Below are 26657 nucleotides of genomic sequence, written 5' to 3'. Positions count from 1 at the left end.
AAATTATATGAAGTCAAACTTTTTCCTCATTGCTTTCATCCTGATTTCTTCTTTCTGCTATGCGCAGGAATATGAAATTGGCGGTAAAGTAACTGAAGCTCAAACAGGCCTGCCATTGCCTGGAGCGACTGTTTCCGTAAAAAACGGAACATTACAAACAATAGCAGATCTAGATGGAAATTTTAAGATCTCAGGCGTTCCATCGGGTGCTACTTTAGTATTTAGTTACGTTGGATTCTCTAATTATGAATTTAAGGTAACTAAGAACGAAACCATCTCTATAGGATTGAGTCCTGATGCCGAATCGCTAGAAGAAGTTGTAGTGATCGGATACGGAAGCCAAACCAAAAGAGAAGTAACCGGAGCCGTAGGGATCGTAAGCAGCAAGAATCTAGAACAGCTTCGTCCTATAAAAATCGAGCAGGCGCTGCAAGGAACCGTTTCTGGAGTCAATGTAACGACTCAGTCTGGTAGACCAGGCGGTAATCTTGACGTAAGAATCAGAGGTATCGCTACCAACGGTGAAAACAGGCCTACCTTTATAGTAGACGGCAATATCATAAAAGATATAGGATTGCTGAATCCGAATGATATCGAAAGCCTTACCGTATTAAAAGACGCGCAAGCGGCTATCTACGGAACCATTGGTGCCAACGGTGTGATCTTGATTACGACAAAAACAGGAAAGAAAAACTCAAAAACAAGAATTTCCTATAATACGTACATCGGTTCGCAAGAAACAAGCAGAAAGTTACCGTTGTTAAATGCTACGGAATATGCGCTGTTATTGAACGAAAGCTATGCTAATGCAGGAAATGCGCTTCCGTTCCCAAATGTAGCCGGACTAGGCAAAGGAACCGACTGGCAAGATGAGGTTTTCGATACTGGCGTGCCGATCGTAAGCCATGACCTTTCTGCAAGCGGCGGTTCGGATAAAGTGACCTATACCATCAGCGGATCACATTTAGACCAAGGCGGTATCATTGGCGGCTATAAATCAAATTTCTTGAGAAATACGGCACGTTTGAACTTAAATGCTGACTTGACAGACAAATTAAGAGCCAAAGCAAACGTGATGTATTTATATACAAGCTCAAGGACTTTTAACGAAAATGCTTTAGGATCGGTATTGTTTAATGCCATCAACACACCTTCTATATTCAAACCTTATGACCAAAACGGAAACTATACCGTTTTGCCAAGCGGTGATGTGAATACTCCAGGTAGCAACATCGGTTTTGAAATCATCAACCCGCTAGAGCAGATTGCCAACACCTTCAACACCTATAACCTTAAGCGATTAAGCGGTTCCTTTGCGTTGGAATATGATGTCATCAAAGACTTGACAGTAACCGGACGTATTGGTTTTGAAACCTCTAACAGCGAAGGAAAAACGTTTAACAAGCTGGTGTATTACGGCGAAGGAAAAGTATTCAACAACCCGAGAAGCAGCGTAGACCAAAACGCCATCAACGACAACAGCTACACGTTCGACTTGTTTGCGACCTACAAAAAAACGCTGGCAGAAGACCACAACTTTGCTGTAACAGCAGGTACGACCGTATTCAAAGAATATGGTAACGGACTGAATGCAACTGGTTTTGACGTTCCGAACAACTCATGGGAATTTGCCGACATTTCATTAACTACAGGATATGTAGACCGAAAAGCAGCAGGATCTTACGCTTATGATGAAAGAAGATTATCACATTTCGGAAGATTACAGTACGATTATAAAGGAAGATACCTGTTGTCTGCCATGATCAGACGCGATATGTCAACTAAATTCGGACCTTCCAACCGCGTGGCCTACTTCCCTTCCTTCACAGCGGGATGGGTAATATCAGACGAAAGCTTCTTTGGAGAATCTAAATTCATCAATTTCCTAAAATTAAGAGGAAGCTACGGAAGCCTTGGAAACGACCAAATTAAATCAAATGCCTATATCTCCTTGCTAGGAGGTGAAGCTACCTATATCTTTAACGGACAGCTTGTCAATGGAAATGCAATCGGATTATTAGCCAACCCAGATGTAAAATGGGAAGAAGCTAAAAAATTCGACGTAGGTTTGGATTTCAGACTGTTCAACGACAAAGTTGAAATCGCTACCGATTATTTTATCGATACCCGAAAAGACCTTTTGATCGTAGACGTTCCGATTAGTGCTATCACTGGAATTGCTGCTCCTGGAGGCTCTTCGCCAGTAGTCAATGCAGGAAGCGTTAGAAACAAAGGTTTTGAATTTGCCATCAACTATAAAGAACAACTGTCTGACAACTTTTCATTCAACGTAAACTATAACGTTACGACATTGAAAAACGAAGTGATCGAAGTTAATAACGGTACCGGATTTATCGAAGGCGGTTTATTCGGAACAAGCACGATTACTTCTAGAATGCAGGTCGGACATGAAATGGGCTATTTCTTCGGATACAAAACCAACGGAATTTTCCAAAACCAAGCCGAAGTCGATGCACATCCTTCGCAATCCGCTTTAGGCGCTGAAGCAAAACCAGGCGACCTGCGCTTTGTAGATGTCAATGGAGACAACAAAATCGATACTAGCGATAGAACTGACATCGGAAGTCCTATTCCAGATGTAACCATGGGATTGAACATCAACCTGAACTACAAAGGATTTGATTTCACAGCCTATGCCTTCGCTTCTATCGGAAACGACATGGTAAGAGCCTATGAAAGAACTCAAAACGACGTTAACAGATCCAACTACATGTTAGGCAGATGGACAGGCGAAGGTACTTCCAACAGTGTTCCTAGAGTTACGACAGCAGCTACGGCCAACAACATATTCTCAGATTATTTCGTAGAAGATGCTTCGTACCTAAGAATCCAAAACGTACAATTAGGCTATACGCTAAACCCTTCTTTCACAGAAAAAGCAGGAATTACCAAAGTGAGAATCTACACAGGAGTAAACAATCTTTACACTTTCACAAAATATAAAGGCTATGACCCAGGAGCATCCAATGGAAATCCTATTGGCGGCGGTGTGGATAACGGATTCTATCCGATTCCGAGAACCTATATGTTTGGCGTAAATGTTAATTTTTAATTCAAGACAAAAATGAAAAAGAATATAATCACAGCCTTCATGGCACTGACGCTCTTGACAACCGTTTCCTGCGGAGACGATTTCATCGATAGGGAAGTTCCTTATTCGATCGGAGCAGACAATTACTTTAACAACGAACAAGAGTACTATAATGCCTTGGTCGCTGCCTATGATATCCTGCAATCTACCTATGTCAACGTATTGTTAGGCGAAATCGCTTCAGACAATACCTTATCAGGTGGAGAAAGCGCCAATGACGTTATCGGTTTCCAGCAAGTAGACGAAATGATCCACACGCCGGTAAACGCCAACGTAAAAAACGTTTGGGACTGGATGTTTGCCGGAGTCAACAGAGCCAGCTACATCATGGAGTTCAAAGACAAGACCAATTTCGCTAACAAACCACAAATCATTGCCGAAGCCCGTTTCTTAAGAGCCTATTTCCAATTTGAATTAGTAAAATGGTTCGGTGGTATTCCGATGAAACAAGATGCCCGATTCAAATTAGGCGACGAAAAAACGATTCCTAGATCTTCTAAAGCCGAAGTATACGCATCTATCGAAAATGATCTGATCTTAGCTATTGCCGACTTAAGTCCTAACGCTCCACAAGTAGGACGTGTTACTAAAGGTGCAGCGCAAGCATTGCTTGGAAAAGTATACCTATACCAAGACAAATTTGACTTGGCGGCACAAACTCTAGAAAACCTGATTACCGTAACTGGAGGCTATTCATTAGTTACAAATTACGACACTCTTTTTGAAGTTGCTGAAGAAAACGGCGTAGAATCGGTACTTGAAGTACAATACACCGATATCGAAGGTGCTGGATTCGGATGTCTTCAATGCAGCGAAGGAAACGTTGCCGTAGGATTCAACGGACCTAGAAACTATTCTGGACCAAGATTTTCTTCAGGATACAGCTTTAACGTTCCGACTCAAGAAGCAGTAGACATCTACGAAGCAGGCGATCTTAGAAAAGATGTTGCCATCCTAGATATCGCGGCTTGGGCTACAGCAACTGGCGCTACCTATGGCGTAGGCTACAAGCATACTGGCTTTTTCAACAAAAAATATATTCCAAGAACAAGAAGTGCGAACGCTGCAGGTGACTTGAACTTGACGAATCCGAACAACTACAGGGCGATCCGCTATGCAGACGTATTATTGATGGCTGCCGAAGCCTTCAACAGAGGCGGTATCGATGACACTAAAGCTAGATTCTACCTAAACCAAGTAAGAAGACGTGCTTTTGGAGATACCAACCACGACATCAACGGAACTGGAGCCACCCTTACCTCTTTGATCTGGGAAGAAAGAAGAAGAGAACTTCTAGGAGAAGGACACCGTTTCTTTGACTTGGTACGAACCGGAAGAGCCGCTATTGAAATCGACGGCTTTACTGCTGATAAAAACGAACTATTCCCTATTCCGATTGAAGAAATTCAGTTTTCAGCTGGAAATTGGCAACAAAACCCTGGATATTAAAATTTAAGATATATGAAAAAAATACAATCAATAATCAGCTTATTCCTGCTGGCTTTCCTCATAGGATGTTCCAGCGACGATACAAGCCTTGATTCGGTTACGAATGCCCCTGCTCCTTCCAACCTGTCTGCATTGTTTACCATCACGCAAGACAACTCTGGTCGGGTAACAATAGCCCCTAGAGGCGAAGGACTAGTAAAATACGACGTCTATTTTGGCGATGCTACGGCAGAACCTGCAGAAGTAGCCGTTGGAAGAACCGTAGAGCACATCTACGCCGAAGGCCAATACGATGTAAAAATTGTAGCCACCGCAATCAACGGATTGACTAGCGAAGTCGTGCTTCCACTGACTGTTGCTTTCAGGGCTCCAGAAAACTTGGCTGTAACAATCAGTCCTGTTGTTGGAGATTCTTTCTCTATCAACGTGACCGCTTCGGCAGACTTCGAAACATTCTTTGAAGTGACGTTTGGAGAAGATCCGGCGCAAGAACCGATACCATTTATGCAAGGTGGCACTCCTGTCGCGCATACCTACGCCAACACTGGAACGTATGTCGTAACAGTTGTAGCGTATAGCGGAGGTGCGGCAACGACCACCTATACTCAAAACGTTGTAATCTCTAACCCGATCTTAATGCCGCTGACGTTTGAAAATGCAGCATTAAACTATTCGTTTTCCGATTTCGGAAATGTAAGCACAAGTAAGGTTAATAATCCTGATATTTCTGGAATCAACCTAAGTTCAAAAGTGGGAAGATTGGTAAAAAACAACGGAGCCGAAACTTGGGGCGGAACTATCATGGTTCTTGACAGTCCGATTGACTTTTCGACCTTAAACAAAATCAGAATCAAGGTATGGTCGCCGCAAATCGGAACTGTCGTAAAGCTAAAACTTGAAAACCTTACCGATGCCGGAATAAATGCCGAAGTAGACCAAACAACAACGGTCGCTAACGCATGGCAATACCTTACGTATGATTTCTCAGGAGCCAACTTATCACAGTCCTATTCAAAAGTCGTTCTTTTCTTCGATTTTGGAAACCCAGGAAATGGTGCTACGTACTACTTCGACGATATCTACCTGACTAATGGCGACGAGCCTAAAACCTTGCCGCTGACATTCGAATCAGCATCCATCAATTACGGCTTTGGTGACTTTGGAGGCGCATTTGCTTCAAAAGTAGCCAATCCTGATGCCACAGGAATCAATACGACAGCCAATGTAGCCAGAGTAGTAAAGAATTCCGGTTCAGAAGTTTGGGCAGGAACTGCTATCACGCTTACGGAACCGATCGACTTCTCTGTCTATCATAAAATAAAAATCAAAGTATGGTCGCCACAAGCCGGAATACCAGTACTTCTAAAACTAGAAAATTCAGCCAATACAGGTATCAACAGAGAAATCTCTGTAACCACTACCGTCGCGAACGGATGGGAAGAACTGACTTATGACTTTACAGGAATAAACAACAACAATGCGTATCAGAACGTAGTCCTCTTCTTTGATTTCGGAACCAACGGAACCGGAGCAAGCTACTATTTCGATGACGTCAAACTTTCAAATTAAAAGTGATGAAAAACATACTAAAAAACTTCGGAAAACTAGCCCTGCTCCTATTCATGGTCAGCAGCTGCCAAGAAGACGATAAGACCTTTGGCAATCTCGATGCCCCAAAGAACATCCAATTGGAATATGAAATTGTCGGCAAAGATGCAGAACATCCCGACGGCGACGGTTCAGGAAAAGTGATATTGAAAGCAACTGCCGAAAATGCAGTAAACTTCAAATACCTGTTCAGCGATGCCACTTCCCAAAATGCACCAGGAGGCGTGTATACAAAAACCTTTACCAAAAATGGCGTAAACACCTATATCGTAACCGTCATTGCGTTTGGAAAAGGCGGAACAGCCAGCAACACTTCATTTGAAGTAACCGTTTTCAGTAACTTCTCCGATCCAGAAGCCATAACACTGCTTACCAACGGAAGCTCCAAAACATGGTACTGGGCTGCAGCACAGCCAGGCCATTTAGGCGTAGGACAAAACGACGGCGACGTCACCAAAAACTTCTACCCTAACTACTATGCAGCAACTCCATTCGAAAAAGCAGGATCGCCAGACAGCAGCTGTCTTTACGACAACGAACTGAAATTTTTCATAGAAAACGGCGTATTGAAATTTGAATTAGACAATGGAGGAAAAACATTCTTCAATTCAGCATTCTTAGGTGTAGGCGGCGGTTCAGGAAGCTCTGACCTTTGCTTGAACTACAATACTAGCGGCGTTAAGACAGTTGCCTTGAGCCCTAGCGAATCCTTAGTACCAGCAGACAAAAAACGTGGTACCGCTATGACCTTTTCAGACAATGGCTTTATGGGCTACTATATCGGACAAAGCACTTACGAAATTTTAGAACTTACAGACAGCAAGCTGGTAGTAAGAGCTGTAATGGGTGGCAATCCTGCCTTGGCATGGTACCATACCTTCAGCAACCAGCCGCCTGTTCAAGGAGGCAATGAGCCTGACTATACCAACATGATATGGAATGATGAATTTGAAGTAGACGGCGCTCCAGATCCTACAAAATGGTCGTACAACCTTGGCGCTGGCGGATGGGGCAACAGCGAGTTGCAACACTATACCGACAGAGCCGACAATGCGATTGTTCAAAACGGCGTATTAAAAATCATTGCAAAAGCAGAAAGCTTCTCTGGTTCCAACTATACCTCTGCCCGTTTGGTTACAGAAAACAAATTCGAATTCAAATACGGCAAGATTGAAGTAAAAGCCAAGCTGCCATCTGGCGGCGGAACATGGCCTGCGATATGGGCATTAGGAGAAAACTATGCCACAAACCCTTGGCCAGCCTGCGGAGAAATTGATATCATGGAACACAAAGGCAACGAACCAAATACCATTCACGGAACGCTCCACTATCCTGGCCGTTCAGGCGGAAATGCAGACAGCGGAACCACGACAGCCAGCAATGTCTCGTCAGAATTCCATGTCTACAAAGCCATTTGGAGCCCTACATCGATCAAGTTTTATATAGACGACCAGCCTGCTTTCCATTCCTATGTAAACTCCCCTTCCACACCATACAATAGCAATTTCTTCTTGATATTGAATGTGGCCATGGGCGGAACGTTCGGAGGAACAGTAGCACCTGGATTCACGCAGTCCGCAATGGAAATTGATTACGTAAGAGTCTACCAATAAATCCAACTCTTTCGCTTCTAATTAAGGAGGCTAGCCTGGCTAGCCTTCTTGATTATTGGCTTTTTATAAAATTTCGAAACAGCAAGAATGAAATATACTACGATACGATACGGAGTTGCCGCCGCGTTGGTTTTTGCCATCGGATGCAGCAGTTCCAGACAAAGCAATTTCGCAGGAAAAGACAAGCTTCCCATAGACCGAAAAGTAGATTCCGTATTAAAACTGATGACCCTAGAAGAAAAAGTGGGTCAGATGAACCAATACAACGGCTTTTGGGATGTCACCGGTCCCGTTCCTAAAGACGGACAAGCTGCAAAAAAATACGAAAACCTAAAAAAAGGATTAGTAGGCTCCATGCTGAATGTCCGCGGTGTCAAAGACGTACGAGCACTGCAAAAAATTGCCGTAGAAGAAACCCGACTAGGAATTCCGCTTATCTTCGGATTCGATGTCGTTCACGGCTATAAGACAGTCAGCCCTATCCCCTTGGCAGAAGCCGCTTCATGGGATCTCGAAGCCATAAAAAAATCAGCAGAAATTGCCGCAGCCGAAGCTGCCGTCTCCGGATTGAACTGGACGTTTGCCCCAATGGTAGATATCTCCAGAGATGCCCGCTGGGGACGCGTGATGGAAGGCGCTGGTGAAGATCCCTACCTAGGAAGCCAAATCGCTATCGCAAGAGTCAAAGGATTTCAAGGCGACAAGCTCGATGAATTTCACATCGCAGCCTGCACCAAACACTTTGCAGGATACGGTTTTGCAGAATCCGGACGCGATTACAACACAGTCGATATCAGCGACAACACCTTGCACAATATCATCCTTCCTCCTTTCAAAGCTACAGTCGATGCAGGCGTGCTTACTTTCATGAACTCTTTTAACGAATTAGAAGGAATTCCTGCTACTGGAAACGCCTACCTTCAAAGAAACCTGCTCAAAGGCGAATGGAAATTCGACGGCTTCGTCGTTTCCGATTGGGGCTCTATGGGCGAAATGATTGCACACGGCTATGCCAAAGATATGAAGGATGCCGCCATGAAAGCCGCAAACGCAGGCTCTGACATGGACATGGAATCCTACGGCTACCTAAACCACCTTGTAACATTAGTAAAAGAAGGCAAAGTTTCCGAAGACAAAATCAATGATGCCGTCCGAAGAATCCTAAAAGTAAAATTTGAATTAGGTCTTTTTGACAATCCCTATAAATACTGCGACGAAAACCGCGAAAAACAAAACATCGGGAAAAAAGAATTTCAAGACGGTGTTTTAGATATGGCAAAAAAATCTATCGTACTTCTGAAAAACGAAAACAAGCTCCTGCCGCTTAAAAAATCAGGACAGAAAATCGCCGTAATCGGAGCCCTAGCCAACGACAAGACCAGCCCGTTAGGAAGCTGGAGAATTGGTGCCGACGACAATACCGCTATTTCTTTTTTAGAAGGTATGGCAGCGTACAAAGGAAACCAAATTACCTATGAAAAAGGTGCCGATGTAGCTCTAGGAGAACCTAGATTTATGGTAGAAACAAAAATAAATACGACCGACAAAAGCAGTTTTGACAAAGCCATCGCGGCCGCAAAACAAGCCGATGTAGTCATTATGGTACTAGGCGAACACGGACTGCAGACCGGCGAAGGAAGAAGCCGAAGCGACATTACGCTCCCTGGCGTACAACAAGAACTCCTTGAAGCCGTATACAAAGCCAATCCAAATATAGTGCTCGTCTTGCAAAACGGACGTCCATTAGCCATTCCGTGGGCAGCAAAAAACATTCCTGCCATTGTTGAAGCCTGGCATTTAGGAACCCAAAGCGGACACGCCATTGCACAAGTACTATACGGAGATTACAACCCTAGCGGCAAGCTGCCGATGACTTTCCCTAGAAATGTAGGACAAGTGCCAATCTACTACAACTACAAGAATACAGGAAGACCTTCGACAGACAATCCAGAAAGCGTTTTCTGGTCGCATTATACCGACATCGAAAATACGCCCCTATACCCTTTCGGACATGGACTGAGTTATTCAACTTTTGAATATTCCAACCTAAAGCTCGATACCAAATCATTACAGAAAAACGGAAAAATTAAAGTCACTGTAGATGTAAAAAACACCAGCAGTGTCGACGGAAAAGAAGTCGTGCAATTATACATCCGAGATTTGGTCGCTAGCGTAACGCGCCCAGTAAGAGAATTAAAAGGCTTTGAACTGGCCGAAATAAAAGCCGGACAGACAAAAACCGTTTCCTTTACAATCGACGAAAAAACCATCGAATTCTATTCTGCCAACAAGATCTGGGAAGCAGAAGCCGGAGATTTCCAGCTATTTGTCGGTGGCAGTTCTACAGCAACCCTTCAGGCAGACTTTAACTATTCCAACTAAAAAAAGACGTATGAAAAAAACTGCAATCCTACTACTGCTTACAAGCTGTTCCGTTTTCGGCCAGGTCAAAAAAGGAAAGCTCCTTTGGGAAGAAAGCTTCGACGGCAATAAACTAAACGAAAAAACGTGGAATTATGAGCTCGGCGACGGCTGCCCGAACATCTGCGGCTGGGGAAACAACGAACGCCAGATCTATACCACTGAAAACCATAAGTTGGTCGATGGCAAACTGGTCATTACCGTAAAAAAAGACGATAGTAAATACACCTCTACCCGCATCACAACGGCCGGAAAAAAAGAATTCAAATACGGCTATATGGAAACACGCGCCAAGCTTCCGGTTGGACAAGGAATCTGGCCAGCATTTTGGATGTTAGGCTCCAATATCAAACAAGTCGGATGGCCAAAAAGCGGCGAGATTGATATCCTAGAATACATCGGAAAAGAACCCGATATGGTGTTCACGACACTCCATACCCAAGCCAATCACGGCGACAAAGCCAGTTCGCACAAGACCAAATTCGAGAATATCGAAGAAGGCTTCCATACCTACGGCGTAGATTGGACCAAAGAAAAAATGGATTTTTATGTAGACGGCACCCTCGTCTTTACTTTCAATCCAAAAGACAAGACCGAAGACGTTTGGCCGTTCAACCAACCTTTCTATTTCATCCTAAATGTAGCCGTTGGAGGAAACTTTGGCGGTCCAGAAGTAGACGATTCCATTTTTCCACAAGAATTTATCATCGATTATGTTCGAGTATATTCGAACAAATAATTTTTTGTTCAGGTTTTGAGTTAGTAGCAATCGCAGGGAATTCGTTTCCTGCGATTGTTTTTTTATATAGAAATTCTATACCCTTTATAGTTCCATAAGAAAATTTGATGATGCATTTGGTTCGTATTATAAAAAAGCTGTAATTTTGCTTAACGGTGTTAAACAATTTAATACTATACAAAAAATGGCAAGCAAAGATCGAATTTTAAGACAAAAAGAAGAGACCAGGCATAACATCCTGGATGCTGCCTATTATATTGTGAAAGAAGAAGGATGGCAAGGTTTGAGCATGCGAAAAATCGCAGACCGCATCGAATATACCGCCCCAATCATTTACGAATACTTTTCAAACAAAGAAGCCATACTACATGAACTCACCAAAAAAGGGTTCGTGTGCCTGTCAACAAATCTTGAAAAAGCAAAAACCATATCAGCAGATCCGGCCGAACAGCTGGAAGAAATGTGGATGGCGTATTGGAATTTTGCTTTCGAAGACAAAGAACTCTATCAGGTAATGTTTGGTGTCGAAATGACCTGCTGTATGCAGCGCGTTCCAGAAGCAGAAGTCCCTTTCAAACTATTTACGGAAGCAATTGCCGAATTGATGAAAGGACAAAAGCCGACAGACGATGTCATAAAACAAAAGTATTTCACTTTTTTCTCAGTAATCCACGGACTGATTTCAATCAATATTGTAGGCAATGGGCTGGCATCAAGTATCAATAACCAGATACTTAAGGATGCAATCGGAGGAATCATTAAATCAATTCAAGTGGTAGAAGCCTAATTTTTTTGACTTTTACTTAACGCTGATAAATGATTTAATAACAATAATATAAAGTATCACCTTTTTTTTAACCCGATACTTAACAGTGATAAATAATTTAATGCTAATCTATAACAAATAGATAAGCCAGCAAATCTATACATTTTTTCGTCTTATTACTTAACGATGTTAGATAATTTAATAAGGTTTAATTATAATTTTTTACAATGATTAAGAACAAACTAATACTTATGACAATGTAGCGGGTTCGTAGTCGTGATCCTGTTTCCCAGAAGAAACACTTCACAAAATGATATAAAATGGTTTATAAAACAAAAAGAAAGTAAAAACACCAGCTTTTAAAATAGCCGGTCCTATTTAAATCACTTACAAAAATGTATCGCAACAAAAACCAAGAATCAATCAAAATGTTCAACAAATTCAAAAGTCAAAAAAAAATGAAAAATATAATTCTAACCAGCCTAGTACTCGCTGTTGTACTAATAGGATGCTCCGATAAAGCCGCGCAACAAGCCGCAGCTCCTGCTCCAACATTGCCAGTATACGCCATCCAAAGCGAAAATGCAACCACAGATTCAGAATATCCAGCTTCTATCCAAGGAACCGTTGACGTAGAAATCCGTCCACAAGTAAGCGGCAACCTAGAAAAGATATTCGTAGACGAAGGTGCTTTCGTTTCTAAAGGACAGCCCCTATTCAAAATAAACGAGCAGCCATATCGCGAGCAACTAAACAACGCCCTTGCTAGCCTTCACGGAGCCGAAGCCGCTTTGATCAATGCCCAATTAGAAATTGACAAACTAACACCATTAGTTCAAAACAAAGTCGTTTCAGAATACCAATTAAAAACAGCTAAAGCATCACACAGAATCGCTTCAGCCAATTTAGACCAAGCAAAAGCAATGGTAGGTTCAGCAAAAATCAACTTAGGCTATACTACAATCACTGCCCCAGTTAGCGGTTACATTGGAAGACTTCCAAAAAAACAAGGAAGCCTAGTTTCGCCAGCCGATATCGAGCCTTTGACAAAACTTTCTGACGTACACGAAGTCTATGCCTATTTCTCACTTGGAGAAACAGATTTCATCAACTTCAAAGCACAATACTCAGGAAACACAATCAATGATAAGATCAAAACTCTGCCACCAGTTTCCCTAATATTAGCAGACAACAACGCCTATGCTCAAACCGGAAAAATTGATATGGTAGACGGCCAATTCGACAAAAACACAGGAGCTATCACGCTTCGTGCTACCTTCCCTAATGCAAACGGAACCTTGCGTTCTGGAAACACAGGAAGAGTCCGTTTAGGAATCAAACACAACGATGCCATTCTAGTCCCACAGTCCGCAACCATTGAAATGCAAGACAAAGTTTTCGTGTTTACCGTAAACAAAGAAAACAAAGTAACCAAAGCACCAATTACAATCATAGGCAAAAGCGGTACAAACTATCTTATCAAAGACGGCGTAAAATCAGGCGATCAAATTGTATTAAGCGGTATCGACAAACTTCAAGAAGGCCAGGCAATCCAACCTGAAAAATCCACTAAGATTGCTCAAGTAATTAACAAAAAATAATTTCACGAAAAATGTTCAAAATATTCATACAGAGACCTGTATTAGCCACAGTTATATCCATTTTATTGGTGATATTAGGCGTACTAGGACTTACAAAATTGCCCCTACAACAGTTTCCAGACATTGCGCCCCCATCCGTATTGGTAACCGCAGTCTATCCTGGAGCCAATGCCGAAACCGTTTTGCGTTCGGTAGCACCATCGCTAGAAGAATCCATCAACGGTGTCGAAAACATGACATACATGAGCTCGACTGCCAGTAACGACGGTACCCTAGCCATTACCGTTTTCTTTAAACTAGGTACCGATGCCGACCAAGCAGCCGTTAACGTGCAGAACAGAGTAGCACAAGCCACGAGCCAGCTGCCAGCAGAAGTAGTACAACAAGGCGTTATTACCGCAAAACAACAAAACAGTTTTATCATGGCCATCGGTATGTATACCGAAGACGAAGCCAAATACGACCAAACCTTTGTTGCCAACTATGCGCAAATCAACATCATTCCAGAAATCAAGCGTATTCCTGGAGTCGGTTCCGCTTCCATCTTTGGAGGTACAAAAGACTATTCCATGCGTGTTTGGTTAAACCCAACACAAATGGCAACCTACAACGTAACGCCAACCGAAGTAATGGCTGCGATTCAAGACAAAAGCTTAGAAGCCGCGCCAGGTAAATTTGGAGAACGAAGCAAAGAAGTTTTCGAATACGTTATCAAATACAAAGGAAAGCTAACCAAGCCAGAAGACTACCAAAACATTGCCATCCGTTCCAATGCCGACGGTTCTATCCTTCGCCTAAAAGACGTAGCCAGAGTGGAACTTGGTGCTTATTCTTACAACAGTTTAACGCGTTTAAATGGTAATAAAGGAGTCGTAATCGGTATCATCCAATTAGCAGGTTCCAACTCAAACGATATTCAGGTAGCCATCAACAAATTGATGGTCAAAGCATCCAAAGATTTCCCAAAAGAAATAAAACACAACATATTTTACAGTACAAAAGTATCATTAGACCAATCAATTGAACAAGTTGAACACACCCTATTAGAAGCATTTATACTCGTATTTATTGTAGTTTTCCTTTTCCTTCAAGACTTTAGATCGACCCTGATTCCAGCAATTGCAGTACCAGTAGCCATTCTAGGAACATTCTTCTTCATGCAGCTATTTGGATTCTCCATCAACCTATTGACACTTTTCGCCTTGATCCTAGCGATCGGTATCGTGGTCGATGATGCCATTGTCGTCGTCGAGGCCGTGCATGCCAAAATGGAACACAAACACCTGTCTCCAAAAGTAGCAACACACGAAGCCATGCACGAAATTACAGGCGCTATTATCTCGATTACCCTAGTAATGGCCGCCGTATTCCTACCCGTAGGTTTCATGGAAGGTTCCACAGGAGTATTCTACCGTCAGTTTGCCTTTACAATGGCAATCGCCATCGTAATCTCGGCAATAAACGCCTTGACATTAAGCCCTGCCCTTGCTGCCCTATTCTTAAAAGAAAACCATACAGCACACGACGGAGAAGAACCATACACAAAACCAGGATTCAAGCAAAAATTCTTCAACGCATTCAATACCAGCTTTAACTCTTTAACCAATCGTTATGTAGGCGGACTTAAATTCCTAATCCGTCACAAATGGGTAAGTTTAGGCGGTTTAGCATTGATTACCGTTGCAACAGTCATTATGGTCAACAGAACTCCAACAGGATTTATCCCGACAGAAGACCAAGGATTTATCGCCATTGCAGTAAACACCCCTTCAGGAACATCCCTTGACGGAACCCAAAAAGTAATGACAGAAGCCGAAAACATGCTAAAAGGCTTAGAATCATCACGATTTGTAACCGCGATCTCAGGTTTCAACCTATTGACAAACTCTACAAGCCCCTCTTCAGCAGTTGTTTTCGTATTGCTAAAACCAAATGAAGAACGTGGAGACGTTAAAAATATAGACGAAATAATGGGTCAGGTTCAAGGCAAATTAGGCGCCATTTCAGGAGGAAGTTTCTTCGTATTCAGTTTCCCAACCGTACCCGGATTCAGTAACGTAGAAGCCCTAGATGTAGTATTGCAAGACAAAACAGGCGGCAAGCTCGATAAATTTAGCGGCATCTCGCAAAACTTCATCGGAGAACTAATGAAACGCCCAGAAATTGCAGTAGCCTTCACCTCTTTTAAAGCCGATTATCCACAATTGCAATTAGACATCAACGATGAAAAAGCAGACCAATTAGGCGTAAAAGTAAAAGACATATTGCAAACCATGCAAGCCTATTTTGGTAGTGCCCAAGCCTCCGATTTCAACAGATTCGGAAAATACTACCGAGTAGTAGTACAAGCAGATATCGCCGACAGAGCAGACCCATCGACCATTGATCGCGTATTCGTAAAAAACAAAAATGGCGAAATGGTTCCGATAAATACCCTGGTGAAACTAACCCGTATTTACGGTTCCGAAACCGCTTCACGATACAACCTGTTCAACTCCATTTCAATCAACGCCATTCCAAAACCAGGTTTTAGTTCTGGAGATGCTATTAAAGCAATTGAAGAAGTAGCGGCACAGCAATTGCCAGCTGGTTATAGTTATGAATTTTCAGGACAAACCCGTGAAGAAATTTCTTCTGGAGGACAATCAACAACGATTTTCCTACTCTGTCTGATATTCATCTATTTCCTACTTGCAGCACAGTACGAAAGCTACATCCTGCCGTTAGCAGTAATCCTTTCCATCCCAACCGGAATCTTTGGAGTATTTGCAGCCATCGGTTTGACAGGCATCCAAAATAACATTTACGTACAAGTAGCGCTCGTCATGCTTATCGGACTGCTCGCCAAGAATGCCATCCTGATCGTAGAATTTGCAGTACAAAAACGAAGATCCGGCCAAGCGCTAGGCAAGGCATCCATCGACGCCGCCAAGCTACGTCTGCGACCAATTATCATGACCTCGCTAGCCTTCGTCGTAGGACTGATTCCGATGATGAGTGCCACAGGGCCATCTGCCCAAGGTAACCATTCCATCAGTATTGGTGCTGCAGGAGGTATGCTTTCAGGAGTAATCCTAGGACTGTTTATAATCCCGGTATTATTCATAATATTCCAATATTTACAAGAAAAAGTTAGTGGAAAACCAATTGCCGTAATCCATAACGAAGAAAAATAAAAAATGAAAAAGTACATCAATAAATATGTCGCTGTCTTGGTACTGCTTACCACCCTTACAGCATGTAAAGTCTCGAAAGACGTCGAGACTCCAAAAGACGCCCTGCCAGAAAACTTTAGAAATACCACTTCTACAGACACCACGAGCATTGCCGACCAAAGCTGGAAAGAATTCTTCACAGAACCCTCCCTGCAAAAACTGATCGACAGCGCCATCGTGAGGAACAACGACCTGCTGGTAGCCCAAAAAAATATCGAAGCCGCGCAATGGCAATTGACACAGTCCAAATGGGGCAACGTACCCAAAGTAAACTTCCAAGCCACTGCCACATCCACCCGTCTGTCTGACAACAGCCTGAACGGATTAAGCACCAGCACTTTCCTGAGAAGAAAGCACGTCGAAGACTACAATGCCGCGTTGAACCTATCATGGGAAGCCGACATCTGGGGCAAGATCCGCAACCAAAAACGAAGCGCCTTGGCAGAATACCTACAGTCCGCAGAAGCCAAAAAAGCCCTGCAGACCACCATCGTAGCCAATGTTTCCAAAGGATTTTACAACCTTCTGATGCTCGACGCCCAATTAGAAATTGCCAAAAAGAACCTCACCCTGAACGACAGTACCCTGTTTGTCATCAACCTGCAGTACGAATCCGGGCAAGTAACCTCATTGGCAAAACAACAAGCAGAAGCACAACAATCAGTAGCCGCACAGCTAATTCCTGAACTAGAGCAAAACATCGCCATTCAAGAAAACGCCCTGAGCACGATCACCGGAACCTTCCCGAGTGCCAAAGAAAGAAAAACCACGCTAGGCGCCATTGCCCTAAAAGAAAATGCAGCCGCAGGTATTCCCTCCTCTTTAGTAAGCAGAAGACCCGACGTTAAGAATGCCGAGCTGGCCCTAAAAGCCGCCAACGCAAAAGTAGGAATCGCAAAAGCCAGCCTCTATCCTACCCTGAACATTACCGCCTCCGGAGGACTCACCTCTTTCGAAGCCAGCAACTGGTTCAACACCCCAGCCTCCCTTTTCGGGACTGTGGCCGGAAGCCTTGCACAGCCCCTGCTGAACGGAAAAAGACTAAAAGCCCAATACGAAATCTCTAAAATAGAAAGAGAAAAAGCCGTAATCAACTTTAGACAATCCGTACTCGTAGCCGTAGGCGAAGTCTCAGACGCGCTCGTAAAAGTCGAAAAACTAAAAGAACAACAAGCCATAGTTGCCGGCCGTGTAGCCACGCTGCAAAAAGCCGTGAAAAACGCCGACATGCTGTTCAAAAACGGCATGGCGACCTACCTAGAAGTTATCGTAGCACAAGGCAATCTGCTGCAAAGCGAATTAGACCTCGCATCCATAAAACGCTCTAGCCTTGAGGCAGACGTTGAACTTTACCGCTCCCTAGGCGGCGGCTGGAAATAACAGCCCATTCATAATTCCCTAAATCAATTGCCTGATATTTACCCGTCAGGCAGTTGATTTTTTTATTTCTAAAAACCAATACCTTTTTTAAAATAGCTTAATTTTATAAAGTAAATCAATTATATGCAGGACACTTTCTTCTTTCAAGCAATGATCTATCTGGCAGGAGCCGTCATCATGGTTCCCATTGCCAAAAGACTCGGCCTCGGTTCCGTTTTAGGATACCTGCTTGCCGGAGTGATCATAGGACCCGCCTTTTTAGGCCTCATCGGTACCGAAGGCCAAGACATCATGCACTTTGCCGAATTCGGCGTTGTCATGATGCTCTTCGTCATAGGCCTAGAACTAGAACCCGACCGCCTCTGGAGAATGCGAAAAAAAATAGCAGGAATGGGCGGCATCCAAGTCGCAGGAACCACAATAACACTCACCGCTATCGCCCTGGCCTTCGGATTCGACTGGAAAACAGCCCTCGTGCTCGGAATGATTATCTCCATGTCATCAACAGCCATCGTAATGCAGACCCTCGACGAAAAAGGCTGGATGAAAACCGTAGCCGGACGAAGCTCTTTTGCCGTATTGCTCTTCCAAGACATCGCCATCATTCCCATGCTTGCCCTATTGCCACTCCTGGCCAATAAAGCCCTACAGAACAATACCGTGGCCGCCCATGTCACACTAATGGACTCTTTCCCGAAATGGATACAAGCCCTTTTGGTACTCTCCTCCGTAACCCTCGTGGTCCTATCCGGAAAATACCTGCTTCGTCCCATCTTCCACGCCATGGCAAAGACAAAAATGCACGAAATGTTTACCGCAATGGCGCTCCTTGTCGTAGTAGGCATTGCCGTACTGATGACCTCCGTCGGACTCAGCCCCGCCCTAGGAGCCTTTTTAGCAGGTGTCATGCTCGCCAACAGCGAATACCGCCACCAGCTCGAAATTGCCATCGACCCTTTCAAAGGACTCCTCTTAGGACTCTTCTTCATATCCGTAGGAAGCTCCATCGACTTTGAACTCCTCCTCTCCAAACCCTTTCAGATTATAGGATTAGTAGCCAGTATCATGGCCATCAAGATTACCGTGCTCTATTCCCTAGGCAAATTTTTCAAGGTCGGATACTCCCAGAACTTTATTTTCAGTTTCGGACTCAGCCAGATTGGCGAATTCGCCTTCGTGCTGTTAAGCTTCTCCCTCCAAGAAAATATACTCAGCAAAGAAATAACAGACCTGATGATGGCGGTAACAGCCCTTAGCATGGCCTTTACGCCCCTGCTGATGATGTTCAATGAAAAAGTACTGATGAAATCCAAATGCTCCATGACCGGAAGCGAAGAAGAAGACGAAAGCGATGTAGACCATGAAAGCAACCCCGTCATCATTGCAGGCTACGGACATTTCGGAAACACGATCGGACGTTTCCTTCGCGCCAACAACATCCAAGCCACCGTACTCGACAACAACAGCGACAATGTCAACCTCCTCCGAAAATTAGGCTTCAAGGTCTATTACGGAGACGCCTCCCGCCACGACCTCCTTCAGATTGCCGGAGCCGGAAGAGCCCAAGTCATCGTCATTGCCATAGGAAACCGCGAAAAAAGAATGGAGATGATCGAGATGGTCAAAAAACACTTCCCGAACCTCTACATCCTCGTACGCTCCGAAAACCGCGACGACGCCTACGACCAGATGAATGCCGGAATCATGCACATCTACAGAGAAACCCTTGATACCAGTCTGCGTGTCGGCATCGACGTGCTAAAGCTATTAGGACACAGCAGCTATGAAGCCACCCGTTCCGCAAAAACCTTCTTTACCCACGACGAAAAAACGCTCAAGTACCTCGCCAGCATACGCAACCAAGACGAATACATCAGCGCCGTCCGCGAAAAGATAGAAGAACTCGAACGCGTCATCCTAGCCGACCGAGAAGCCATGTCGCTAGAAAACGCAGAAAAAACAATGCTCACATAAAAAAAGCCCCAAGAAACCTTGGGGCTTTTTTATATAAGTAAATTAGAAATTCATTCATGTCTTTAGAAACTCTTTTCACGCCTTTAGAAATTCATTTCATGTCTTTAGAAACTCTTTTCGCGCCTTTAGAAATTCATTTCACGTCTTTAGAAACTCTTTTCATGCCTTTAGAAATAAATTTTGTCTCTAAAATCGATGTACAGCCGCAAAAATTAATGAGGCAGCTTGTCTTTTAACAAGCCATAAAGAAATGTTCCGATCAAGGCACCCAAAAGAACAATCCCTATTCCGTAAAAGCCAGCCCCGATTAAGATAAAGATAGGTCCCGGGCAAGTACCGATCATTCCCCAGCCCAATCCGAAGATAGTGCCCCCGATGATATAATTCTTAAAGCCCTTTTCCTTATCCGCAATCTGTATCGGCTTGCCGTCAAGCCCGATAACACCATTCCTCTTATATATCTGGATGCCAATAACACCCACCACAATAGCCGTCATAATAATTCCGAACATATGGAACGACTGGAATTGGAACATCTCATAAATACGGTACCAAGAAACCGCCTCCGATTTAGTCAAGACAATCCCAAACAAGATACCAACAAGCAAATATTTTATAAATTTCATCGTACAGATATAATAGTATTATTTTCTTTTCCCCTTCACCTCCCGCTCTGACCCTGACAGGGTTTGGAACCCTGTCAGGGTCAAAGATCAAAATATAATTAAACTTAAAAAATCAAAGGCAATAAAAAATGCGCCGCTATCAAGCCGCCCACAAAAAAACCAATAACCGCTATCAAAGAAGGCAATTGCAAGTTGCTCATCCCCGTAATCGCATGACCCGAAGTACATCCCCCCGCATATCGAGAACCAAAGCCTACCAAAAGCCCTCCGAAAAGCAAAAACCCAAAGATTTTTGGTGTAAAGATCGTCTCGCTAGAAGTAAAAAGCTCCGGAAGCAAATTGCCATGAGGCGCATCAATATTCATCCCATTCAATTGCGTTACAGTAGCCGGATTCAAGTTGACTCCAGAACCATCGCTCAAATAATGCACGGCGATAAAGCCCCCGATCATCGCACCAAGCACGACAACCAGATTCCAGCGCTGCGCTTTCCAGTCAAACCTAAAAAAATCAGAAAACTTTCCCGCTCCAGAAATAGAACAAAGCGTACGAAGATTAGAAGACATACCAAACGTCTTACCGAAATAAATCAAAAGAAGCATCACAGCCCCAATCAAAAATCCCGAAATATACCAAGGCCAAGTGCCATAAAAACTATACATAGCTGAAAATATTTACGCAAAAATAACAATTCGCTCCCACTCTTCCGTAATATTCCGCCTTAAAATAGAACCCAATTAAAATAAACATTTAATTTTGGTGCAGAATTACACCCTACATACAATGAAAAAATTTGCGATCGAAATCAAATGGGGCATCCGATACACTTTCTGTTATCTGGCATGGGCCATCCTTGAAAAATCTTTAGGTATTTATGGAGAAAACATGAGCTTTTATATGCTCTCTTCCCTACTATTTTACCTTTTTGCAGCGCTCATCTATACCCTGGCCCTAAAAGAAAAAAAGACCCATTATTTCAATGGCAGCATGGACTGGAAACAAGGCTGTGCCACCGGACTCTACATGACCATTGTAATCGCCCTGCTCATGCCGCTGACACAAGCTTCACTGCATGAATTAATTGCTCCTGAATTTTTCGAGAACATGATAAAAGCCTCAAAAGACAAAGCCAGCGCGGCAACCTATTTTAATTTGAAAAGCTATATCATACAAAGCATCTTTTTTGCGTTATCTATAGGCATGGTAATTTCGGCTATCGTAGCCTATTTTGTCCAAACTAAAAAAACAAAATAAATGAAAACCAAATCTTTCATACTAGCACTATTCGTCGGAATCCTTGCAGTTTCCTGCGTAAGTACCCGCTCGACAATCAAAAACATCGACGACAACGCTCCAGAACCTATCCTGACCAAAGACGGCTGGTTCCTTTTAACCGAATTCAGCAAGGACAAAAAATACGGCTACGACAAAGACTACCCGATCAACGTATTCTACAAAAGCGTTGCCGACGAAGACATCAATCCGAAGCGCTTTCTAGATGCCCTCACAGGTCCCAAAGGCGAAACGATAAGCTATAAAAAAATAGAAAGCTGCTGTCCCTTCCCTTCCAAAAGAAACGAAATGGGCGCCGGACTCTTAGACATTTATGAAATCACATGGCCCGGACTAGCAAAGCCCATCCGCCTCTACTTTAACATCTACGAAAAAGGCTATCTCTTTGTCCCAAAAGGATTTGGGCTCAAGAAAAACCAATAACAAACCAACACGAACACGCTGCTCAAAGTACGTTCGTGTTTTTTTATGCCTCAAAAATTCTATTTCAAAACCCTATAATACAACAGAAAGTCTAAAAAAATTCAATTTAGAAAACAACAAAACAAATTACCTATAAATCCCTGTCTTTTTGCTTCTTAAACTTTTAACAGAATTTATCTTTCGATTAATATTATTTGTAAATTTGCGCTTTCAAAAACAACACTTATGAATCTACAAGATATCCCAAAAATAAAGCACCTAGACAGCAATAACTTTTTTCTTTTAGCAGGACCTTGTGCCATCGAAGGCGAAGAAATGGCCCTTCGAATTGCCGAAAGATTAGTTGAAGTCACAAACAAATTAGAAATCCCTTACGTATTTAAAGGCTCCTTCAAAAAAGCAAACCGTTCCAGAATAGACAGTTTCTCTGGAATCGGCGATGAAAAAGCCCTAAAAATTCTAAGAAAAGTTTCCGAGACTTTTGACGTTCCGACAGTTACAGACATCCACACTAACGAAGACGCCGCCATGGCAGCAGAATTTGTAGATGTGCTTCAGATTCCTGCCTTTTTAGTACGCCAAACCGATTTAGTCGTTGCCGCCGCTAATACAGGAAAAACCGTAAACCTTAAAAAAGGACAATTCATGAGCCCTGAAAGCATGAAACATGCCGTACAGAAAGTATTGGATTGCAACAACCAAAAAGTAATGGTAACCGACAGAGGAACCATGTTTGGCTACCAAGACATGATTGTAGACTACCGCGGTATCCCGACCATGCAGCAATACGCTACGACAGTATTGGACGTAACCCATTCGCTACAGCAGCCAAACCAATCAGCAGGTGTGACCGGAGGAAGACCAGACATGATCGAAACCGTTGCAAAAGCTGGAATTGCCGTAGGCGTTGACGGAATCTTTATCGAAACCCATTTCGATCCAGCAAACGCAAAAAGCGATGGCGCTAACATGCTAGACCTGAAATATTTTGAAGGACTCATGACAAAATTAGTAGCCATCAGAAAAACCGTAAATAATTTTTAATATTAATATCCCTCATTTTGAAACATCCATTCCTAATGGGTGTACTAACTTTTTTTTGTGCTTTTTCACAGTACACCTTTGCCCAAGAACTGGCAACAAGTCCTGAAAAATACACTGCTCACAACAAAGGAAAATTCTTTATCTCTTGGGGTGGCAACAGAGAATCTTACACAAAATCAGACATTACTTTTAAAGGCGATGGCTACAATTTCACAGTCAACGACGTGAAAGCACACGACAAGCCAAAAGGGTATCATCTTGATTATTTGAACCCTGCAAGAATGACCATTCCTCAAACCAACTTGAGAATTGGGTATTTTATCAGCGACCATTACAACGTTTCTATCGGTGTTGATCACATGAAATATGTAATGACACAAGGCCAAACTGCCAATGTAAATGGAGAAATCAACCTTCCCGAATCGGAAGCAGGATCAATCCACAACGGTATCTACGATAACAGACCGACCGTAATGTCAGAAGACTTTTTGAAATTCGAACATACAGACGGACTAAACTACGTGCACGCACAAATTAACCGTGTTGACGATATCTCAAGATTTTTCCACCTTCCAAACACAGACAAATTCCAGATTAATTTGACAGAAGGTGTCGGCGGCGGGTTTTTATACCCTAAAACCAACGCAACCCTGTTGAGTAAGCAGCGTCACGACGATTTCCATGTTTCTGGATACGGACTTTCTGCACAAGTAGGACTCAACTTGACATTCTTCAAGCACTTTTATATCCAAGGCGAACTAAAAGGAGGCTATATCGACATGCAAGACATCAAGACCACTTCTAGCAATGCTGACAGCGCATCGCAACATTTCGGATTCTTCCAAAGAATCATTACTGTAGGCGGTATTTTCAGGCTGTAAGCATTTTGAAAAAATAATTTAAGATCCCTCGAAAATTTCGAGGGATTTTTTTTGCTATTACATTTTATTTACTTTACTTTGTTACTCAAAGTACTTTATATGGAGACAAACAAATATCTTAATGACATTACAGAAATCAAGAACATGATGAATCGTTCTTCTCGATTTCTTTCGTTAAGCGGCTTATCAGGAATTTTAGCCGGAGTTTATTGTTTAATCGGAGCCTGGCTTGCCTATCAAACGATATACACCGATTCGAATAATGTAGGTTCCTATAAAAATTTAGTCCTTACAGAAGATGCCATGAAAAGGCTTTTTGCAATCGCATTTATCGTAATACTGTTCTCCCTGCTTACCGGAATTATGCTGAGCATCAAGAAAGCAAAAAAAGAAAACGAAAAAGTCTGGGATGCTTCCTCAAAAAGACTAATCATCAACTTTGCTATTCCGTTGGCGACTGGTGGTTTTTTTATATTATTCCTTATTGAAAAAGAAATCTATGGCTATGTAGCGCCATTAACGTTGATTTTTTACGGACTGGCTTGCGTAAATGCCAGCAAATACACTTTAGGCGATGTCCGCTATTTAGGAATTACGCTGATTATCATTGGCCTAGCTTCCTCTTATTTTATAGGTTATGGATTGTTTTTCTGGGCCTTAGGATTCGGTATTTGCCATATTTTTTACGGATCGATGATGTATTTCAAATACGAAAAAAATTAAAATTATATTTAAACTTTACAAATAGTATCTTTGGCCCGCCTCAGAAAAGCACAGAAATAGTTAAACTGCTCACAATTATAACTTGAAAAACATCATCCAAAATATCAACAAAGCTTTTGACCATAGGATCAGACTCGGAATTATGTCTATTCTTATGGTAAACGAATCTGCCGATTTCAATATGCTGAAAGAGCTTTTGGGTGTCACTGACGGTAATCTGGCGAGCCATACCAAAGCATTGGAATCTGAAAATTATATTTCCATAGAAAAACAATTCATCGGAAAAAAACCAAACACAAGATATATTGCTACCAAGGAGGGAAAAAAAGCCTTTAAGGAGCATATCGATGCTCTTGAAAAATTGATCCAAAAAAGCTGATGCTTTTTTTTATCTTTTCACTTTGAAAAACAAAGTACTTTAAAAAATACAAATACTGCGCTATGAGAGATTTATTTATCGAAAAGCTTTATGAAATAAGCAAAAAGCCTTACCAAAAGTTCTTTAAAAAAAGTGAACCTTGGACAATCAGCCAAAAGGAACTGCTGCAACTGCCTGAAGAATCTCTAGGATTTCATCTTGGCTGTTTTCTGTTGAAATACAATTTCGAAATCCAGCCGAAATTAGAAAATCATGACGTATTCCATGTACTGACCAATACGGGCGTTTCAGTTCCGGAAGAAATTGGCATGCAGTATTTTTTATACGGTAACGGCAAACGCAGCTTTTATTTGTATATGGTGCTAGTAACCGGAACCCTCTTCTACCCTGCCAAAATCAGCTACTTCAAAAGCCAATACCAAAGAGGAAAGAATGCCTTGATATTCCATAGTCTTGACTATTCCAAAATGCTAAATATTCCTTTAAATACAATACGTAACACATTTAAAATCATATAATCATGGATAACGAAATAACTAAAGAAAACTGGTGGAAGAGAAATTGGAAATGGTTTGTTTCCTTGCTCGCTTTTATTTTGGCAAGCCTGATTCTAGCGTATGCCATAACTCAGGGCAACTTTAAAGATATGGCACAAGCCTATAACGATACGACGCTTTACACCAATGCAATAGACCAAGCAAATAACAATGAAGAAGTCATCCAAATTCTTGGAGAAATCGGGCCTTTAGATAATCTGGCAATTTTAGAAGGAAGCACCAAATATTCCAATAACAACAAATCTGTTTTTGCCACCGTGCGGATAAGAGGAAAAAAGAAAAGAGGAAGGATGGATATTGCTGCCCAAAAAGTAAATTCAGAATGGGTTTACGAGATGATTAAAGTCCGAATTGAGAAATCAACTCAGATAATAATGGTCAAAGAGTAGTTAAAATAACTATTCCAACGACTGTAAGGTCAAAATAAACCAATGTCGCCGGAATAGTAATTAAGTATTTTACTTTTCTAATTCACGAACCGTAATATAATTATCGTCTTCCATTTTCCAAGAATCGCCTTTGACCTTGATGGTTTCGCCAATCTGGACAGAACGGTATTGTTTCGGGTCTTTTAGATTCGGTATGCTGATTGTGGCATAATAAATTTTGCCGTCATCAGTGGTCAGGATAGCCGTATAGCCGTCTTTTCCCTTGTTAATTTCGCCGACTTTTCCTTGAACAGCAACGGTTTCTACTTTTTCTTCTTCTTTTCCAGCTTCTGTAGCATCAGGAGTTCTGATTTTCACGACTTCGGTACCGTCTTCTTTTACAGCAGCTTTTTTATTTGAATTACAGGCCGCTACAGCTATAGCCGCTCCAAGCACAACTAATTTTACAAATGTTCTTTTCATGA

Annotated in this window: 23 protein-coding genes; 20 read left to right on the top strand and 3 right to left on the bottom strand. The window is 42.5% G+C overall.

The window, feature by feature from the left end; translation table 11 throughout:
- Positions 1-7 precede the first annotated feature (7 nt).
- The 12 genes from OLM56_RS10035 (at position 8) to OLM56_RS09980 (ending at position 20114) form a co-directional block, all read left to right on the top strand.
- A complete protein-coding gene (locus OLM56_RS10035; protein ID WP_182493776.1) occupies positions 8-3073 on the top strand; it encodes a SusC/RagA family TonB-linked outer membrane protein in 3066 nt (1021 codons plus the stop codon).
- 12 nt (positions 3074-3085) lie between these two features.
- Entirely contained in the window at positions 3086-4561 is a 1476-nt protein-coding gene (locus OLM56_RS10030; RefSeq protein WP_121376582.1) for a RagB/SusD family nutrient uptake outer membrane protein, read from the top strand.
- 12 nt (positions 4562-4573) lie between these two features.
- Complete coding sequence (locus OLM56_RS10025; RefSeq protein ID WP_264526865.1) at positions 4574-6130, top strand: hypothetical protein; 1557 nt, start codon at positions 4574-4576, stop codon at positions 6128-6130.
- Positions 6131-6135: 5 nt separating this feature from the next.
- Complete coding sequence (locus tag OLM56_RS10020; RefSeq protein WP_264526864.1) at positions 6136-7782, top strand: glycoside hydrolase family 16 protein; 1647 nt, start codon at positions 6136-6138, stop codon at positions 7780-7782.
- Positions 7783-7869: 87 nt separating this feature from the next.
- Positions 7870-10164: a beta-glucosidase BglX gene (gene bglX / locus OLM56_RS10015; RefSeq protein WP_264526863.1), complete on the top strand. Its 2295-nt coding sequence runs from the start codon at positions 7870-7872 to the stop codon at positions 10162-10164.
- A gap of 10 nt (positions 10165-10174) precedes the next feature.
- Entirely contained in the window at positions 10175-10942 is a 768-nt protein-coding gene (locus OLM56_RS10010) for a glycoside hydrolase family 16 protein (protein WP_264526862.1), read from the top strand.
- Positions 10943-11126: 184 nt separating this feature from the next.
- A complete protein-coding gene (locus OLM56_RS10005) occupies positions 11127-11729 on the top strand; it encodes a TetR/AcrR family transcriptional regulator (RefSeq protein ID WP_121376587.1) in 603 nt (200 codons plus the stop codon).
- A gap of 437 nt (positions 11730-12166) precedes the next feature.
- Positions 12167-13309 carry an efflux RND transporter periplasmic adaptor subunit gene (locus OLM56_RS10000; protein WP_182493781.1) on the top strand — a complete coding sequence of 381 codons (1143 nt, stop codon included), beginning with the start codon at positions 12167-12169 and terminating at the stop codon, positions 13307-13309.
- A gap of 11 nt (positions 13310-13320) precedes the next feature.
- A complete protein-coding gene (locus OLM56_RS09995) occupies positions 13321-16485 on the top strand; it encodes an efflux RND transporter permease subunit (RefSeq protein ID WP_264526861.1) in 3165 nt (1054 codons plus the stop codon).
- A 3-nt stretch (positions 16486-16488) separates the two neighbouring features.
- Positions 16489-17904, top strand: coding sequence for an efflux transporter outer membrane subunit (locus OLM56_RS09990; RefSeq protein WP_264526860.1), 1416 nt, complete (start codon positions 16489-16491; stop codon positions 17902-17904).
- Positions 17905-18027: 123 nt separating this feature from the next.
- Complete coding sequence (locus tag OLM56_RS09985) at positions 18028-19878, top strand: monovalent cation:proton antiporter-2 (CPA2) family protein (protein ID WP_264526859.1); 1851 nt, start codon at positions 18028-18030, stop codon at positions 19876-19878.
- A gap of 56 nt (positions 19879-19934) precedes the next feature.
- Positions 19935-20114 carry a hypothetical protein gene (locus OLM56_RS09980; RefSeq protein ID WP_264526858.1) on the top strand — a complete coding sequence of 60 codons (180 nt, stop codon included), beginning with the start codon at positions 19935-19937 and terminating at the stop codon, positions 20112-20114.
- Here the strand turns inward: OLM56_RS09980 and OLM56_RS09975 are convergent.
- Together OLM56_RS09975 and OLM56_RS09970 are read right to left on the bottom strand one after the other, a co-directional pair.
- A complete protein-coding gene (locus tag OLM56_RS09975) occupies positions 20091-20504 on the bottom strand; it encodes a DUF6691 family protein (RefSeq protein WP_264526857.1) in 414 nt (137 codons plus the stop codon). The two genes, OLM56_RS09980 and OLM56_RS09975, sit on opposite strands and share 24 nt — an antisense overlap.
- A 104-nt stretch (positions 20505-20608) precedes the next feature.
- The gene (locus OLM56_RS09970; RefSeq protein WP_264526856.1) at positions 20609-21166 is read right to left on the bottom strand and encodes a YeeE/YedE family protein; all 558 of its coding nucleotides are present in this window, start codon (positions 21164-21166) and stop codon (positions 20609-20611) included.
- 121 nt (positions 21167-21287) lie between these two features.
- Between OLM56_RS09970 and OLM56_RS09965 the strand changes: the two genes are divergently transcribed.
- From OLM56_RS09965 to OLM56_RS09930, 8 genes are all read left to right on the top strand, one after another.
- Entirely contained in the window at positions 21288-21758 is a 471-nt protein-coding gene (locus OLM56_RS09965; RefSeq protein WP_182493787.1) for a DUF4199 domain-containing protein, read from the top strand.
- Positions 21759-22220 carry a 2-dehydro-3-deoxyphosphooctonate aldolase gene (locus OLM56_RS09960; RefSeq protein ID WP_264526855.1) on the top strand — a complete coding sequence of 154 codons (462 nt, stop codon included), beginning with the start codon at positions 21759-21761 and terminating at the stop codon, positions 22218-22220. It begins immediately after the preceding gene.
- Between the two features lie 225 nt (positions 22221-22445).
- The gene (gene kdsA, locus OLM56_RS09955; RefSeq protein WP_264526854.1) at positions 22446-23264 is read left to right on the top strand and encodes a 3-deoxy-8-phosphooctulonate synthase; all 819 of its coding nucleotides are present in this window, start codon (positions 22446-22448) and stop codon (positions 23262-23264) included.
- Between the two features lie 35 nt (positions 23265-23299).
- A complete protein-coding gene (locus OLM56_RS09950) occupies positions 23300-24145 on the top strand; it encodes a hypothetical protein (protein WP_121376597.1) in 846 nt (281 codons plus the stop codon).
- A 99-nt stretch (positions 24146-24244) separates the two neighbouring features.
- On the top strand, positions 24245-24868 hold the full coding sequence (locus tag OLM56_RS09945) for a hypothetical protein (RefSeq protein ID WP_264526853.1): 624 nt from the start codon (positions 24245-24247) through the stop codon (positions 24866-24868).
- Between the two features lie 82 nt (positions 24869-24950).
- Positions 24951-25247: a winged helix-turn-helix domain-containing protein gene (locus tag OLM56_RS09940; RefSeq protein ID WP_121376599.1), complete on the top strand. Its 297-nt coding sequence runs from the start codon at positions 24951-24953 to the stop codon at positions 25245-25247.
- A 62-nt stretch (positions 25248-25309) separates the two neighbouring features.
- Positions 25310-25765 carry a ubiquinone biosynthesis protein COQ4 gene (locus OLM56_RS09935; protein WP_264526852.1) on the top strand — a complete coding sequence of 152 codons (456 nt, stop codon included), beginning with the start codon at positions 25310-25312 and terminating at the stop codon, positions 25763-25765.
- 2 nt (positions 25766-25767) lie between these two features.
- Positions 25768-26193, top strand: a complete 426-nt coding sequence (locus tag OLM56_RS09930; RefSeq protein WP_264526851.1) for a cytochrome c oxidase assembly factor Coa1 family protein — start codon at positions 25768-25770, stop codon at positions 26191-26193.
- Positions 26194-26262: 69 nt separating this feature from the next.
- Here the strand turns inward: OLM56_RS09930 and OLM56_RS09925 are convergent, their stop codons facing one another.
- Complete coding sequence (locus tag OLM56_RS09925) at positions 26263-26655, bottom strand: hypothetical protein (protein ID WP_264526850.1); 393 nt, start codon at positions 26653-26655, stop codon at positions 26263-26265.
- Between the last annotated feature and the right edge of the window lie 2 nt (positions 26656-26657).

The sequence above is a fragment of the Flavobacterium sp. N2550 genome, from assembly GCF_025947265.1.
Classification (GTDB): domain Bacteria; phylum Bacteroidota; class Bacteroidia; order Flavobacteriales; family Flavobacteriaceae; genus Flavobacterium; species Flavobacterium endophyticum.
Note: the sequence above shows the minus strand (reverse complement) of the source record. Positions and strands in the feature narration are given on the sequence as shown.

What these genes read in the sequence shown, in the direction of transcription:
- OLM56_RS09990 (WP_264526860.1), top strand. Translation starts at nt 16,489, where the DNA reads ATGAAAAAGTACATCAATAAATATGTCGCTGTCTTGGTACTGCTTACC.
- OLM56_RS10005 (WP_121376587.1), top strand. Translation starts at nt 11,127, where the DNA reads ATGGCAAGCAAAGATCGAATTTTAAGACAAAAAGAAGAGACCAGGCAT.
- kdsA (WP_264526854.1), top strand. Translation starts at nt 22,446, where the DNA reads ATGAATCTACAAGATATCCCAAAAATAAAGCACCTAGACAGCAATAAC.
- OLM56_RS09970 (WP_264526856.1), bottom strand. Translation starts at nt 21,166, where the DNA reads ATGTATAGTTTTTATGGCACTTGGCCTTGGTATATTTCGGGATTTTTG.
- OLM56_RS10000 (WP_182493781.1), top strand. Translation starts at nt 12,167, where the DNA reads ATGAAAAATATAATTCTAACCAGCCTAGTACTCGCTGTTGTACTAATA.
- OLM56_RS09935 (WP_264526852.1), top strand. Translation starts at nt 25,310, where the DNA reads ATGAGAGATTTATTTATCGAAAAGCTTTATGAAATAAGCAAAAAGCCT.
- OLM56_RS09950 (WP_121376597.1), top strand. Translation starts at nt 23,300, where the DNA reads ATGGGTGTACTAACTTTTTTTTGTGCTTTTTCACAGTACACCTTTGCC.
- OLM56_RS10025 (WP_264526865.1), top strand. Translation starts at nt 4,574, where the DNA reads ATGAAAAAAATACAATCAATAATCAGCTTATTCCTGCTGGCTTTCCTC.
- OLM56_RS10020 (WP_264526864.1), top strand. Translation starts at nt 6,136, where the DNA reads ATGAAAAACATACTAAAAAACTTCGGAAAACTAGCCCTGCTCCTATTC.
- OLM56_RS09965 (WP_182493787.1), top strand. Translation starts at nt 21,288, where the DNA reads ATGAAAAAATTTGCGATCGAAATCAAATGGGGCATCCGATACACTTTC.
- OLM56_RS09945 (WP_264526853.1), top strand. Translation starts at nt 24,245, where the DNA reads ATGGAGACAAACAAATATCTTAATGACATTACAGAAATCAAGAACATG.
- OLM56_RS09995 (WP_264526861.1), top strand. Translation starts at nt 13,321, where the DNA reads ATGTTCAAAATATTCATACAGAGACCTGTATTAGCCACAGTTATATCC.
- bglX (WP_264526863.1), top strand. Translation starts at nt 7,870, where the DNA reads ATGAAATATACTACGATACGATACGGAGTTGCCGCCGCGTTGGTTTTT.
- OLM56_RS09930 (WP_264526851.1), top strand. Translation starts at nt 25,768, where the DNA reads ATGGATAACGAAATAACTAAAGAAAACTGGTGGAAGAGAAATTGGAAA.
- OLM56_RS09980 (WP_264526858.1), top strand. Translation starts at nt 19,935, where the DNA reads ATGTCTTTAGAAACTCTTTTCACGCCTTTAGAAATTCATTTCATGTCT.
- OLM56_RS10010 (WP_264526862.1), top strand. Translation starts at nt 10,175, where the DNA reads ATGAAAAAAACTGCAATCCTACTACTGCTTACAAGCTGTTCCGTTTTC.
- OLM56_RS10030 (WP_121376582.1), top strand. Translation starts at nt 3,086, where the DNA reads ATGAAAAAGAATATAATCACAGCCTTCATGGCACTGACGCTCTTGACA.
- OLM56_RS09925 (WP_264526850.1), bottom strand. Translation starts at nt 26,655, where the DNA reads ATGAAAAGAACATTTGTAAAATTAGTTGTGCTTGGAGCGGCTATAGCT.
- OLM56_RS09960 (WP_264526855.1), top strand. Translation starts at nt 21,759, where the DNA reads ATGAAAACCAAATCTTTCATACTAGCACTATTCGTCGGAATCCTTGCA.
- OLM56_RS09975 (WP_264526857.1), bottom strand. Translation starts at nt 20,504, where the DNA reads ATGAAATTTATAAAATATTTGCTTGTTGGTATCTTGTTTGGGATTGTC.
- OLM56_RS09985 (WP_264526859.1), top strand. Translation starts at nt 18,028, where the DNA reads ATGCAGGACACTTTCTTCTTTCAAGCAATGATCTATCTGGCAGGAGCC.
- OLM56_RS10035 (WP_182493776.1), top strand. Translation starts at nt 8, where the DNA reads ATGAAGTCAAACTTTTTCCTCATTGCTTTCATCCTGATTTCTTCTTTC.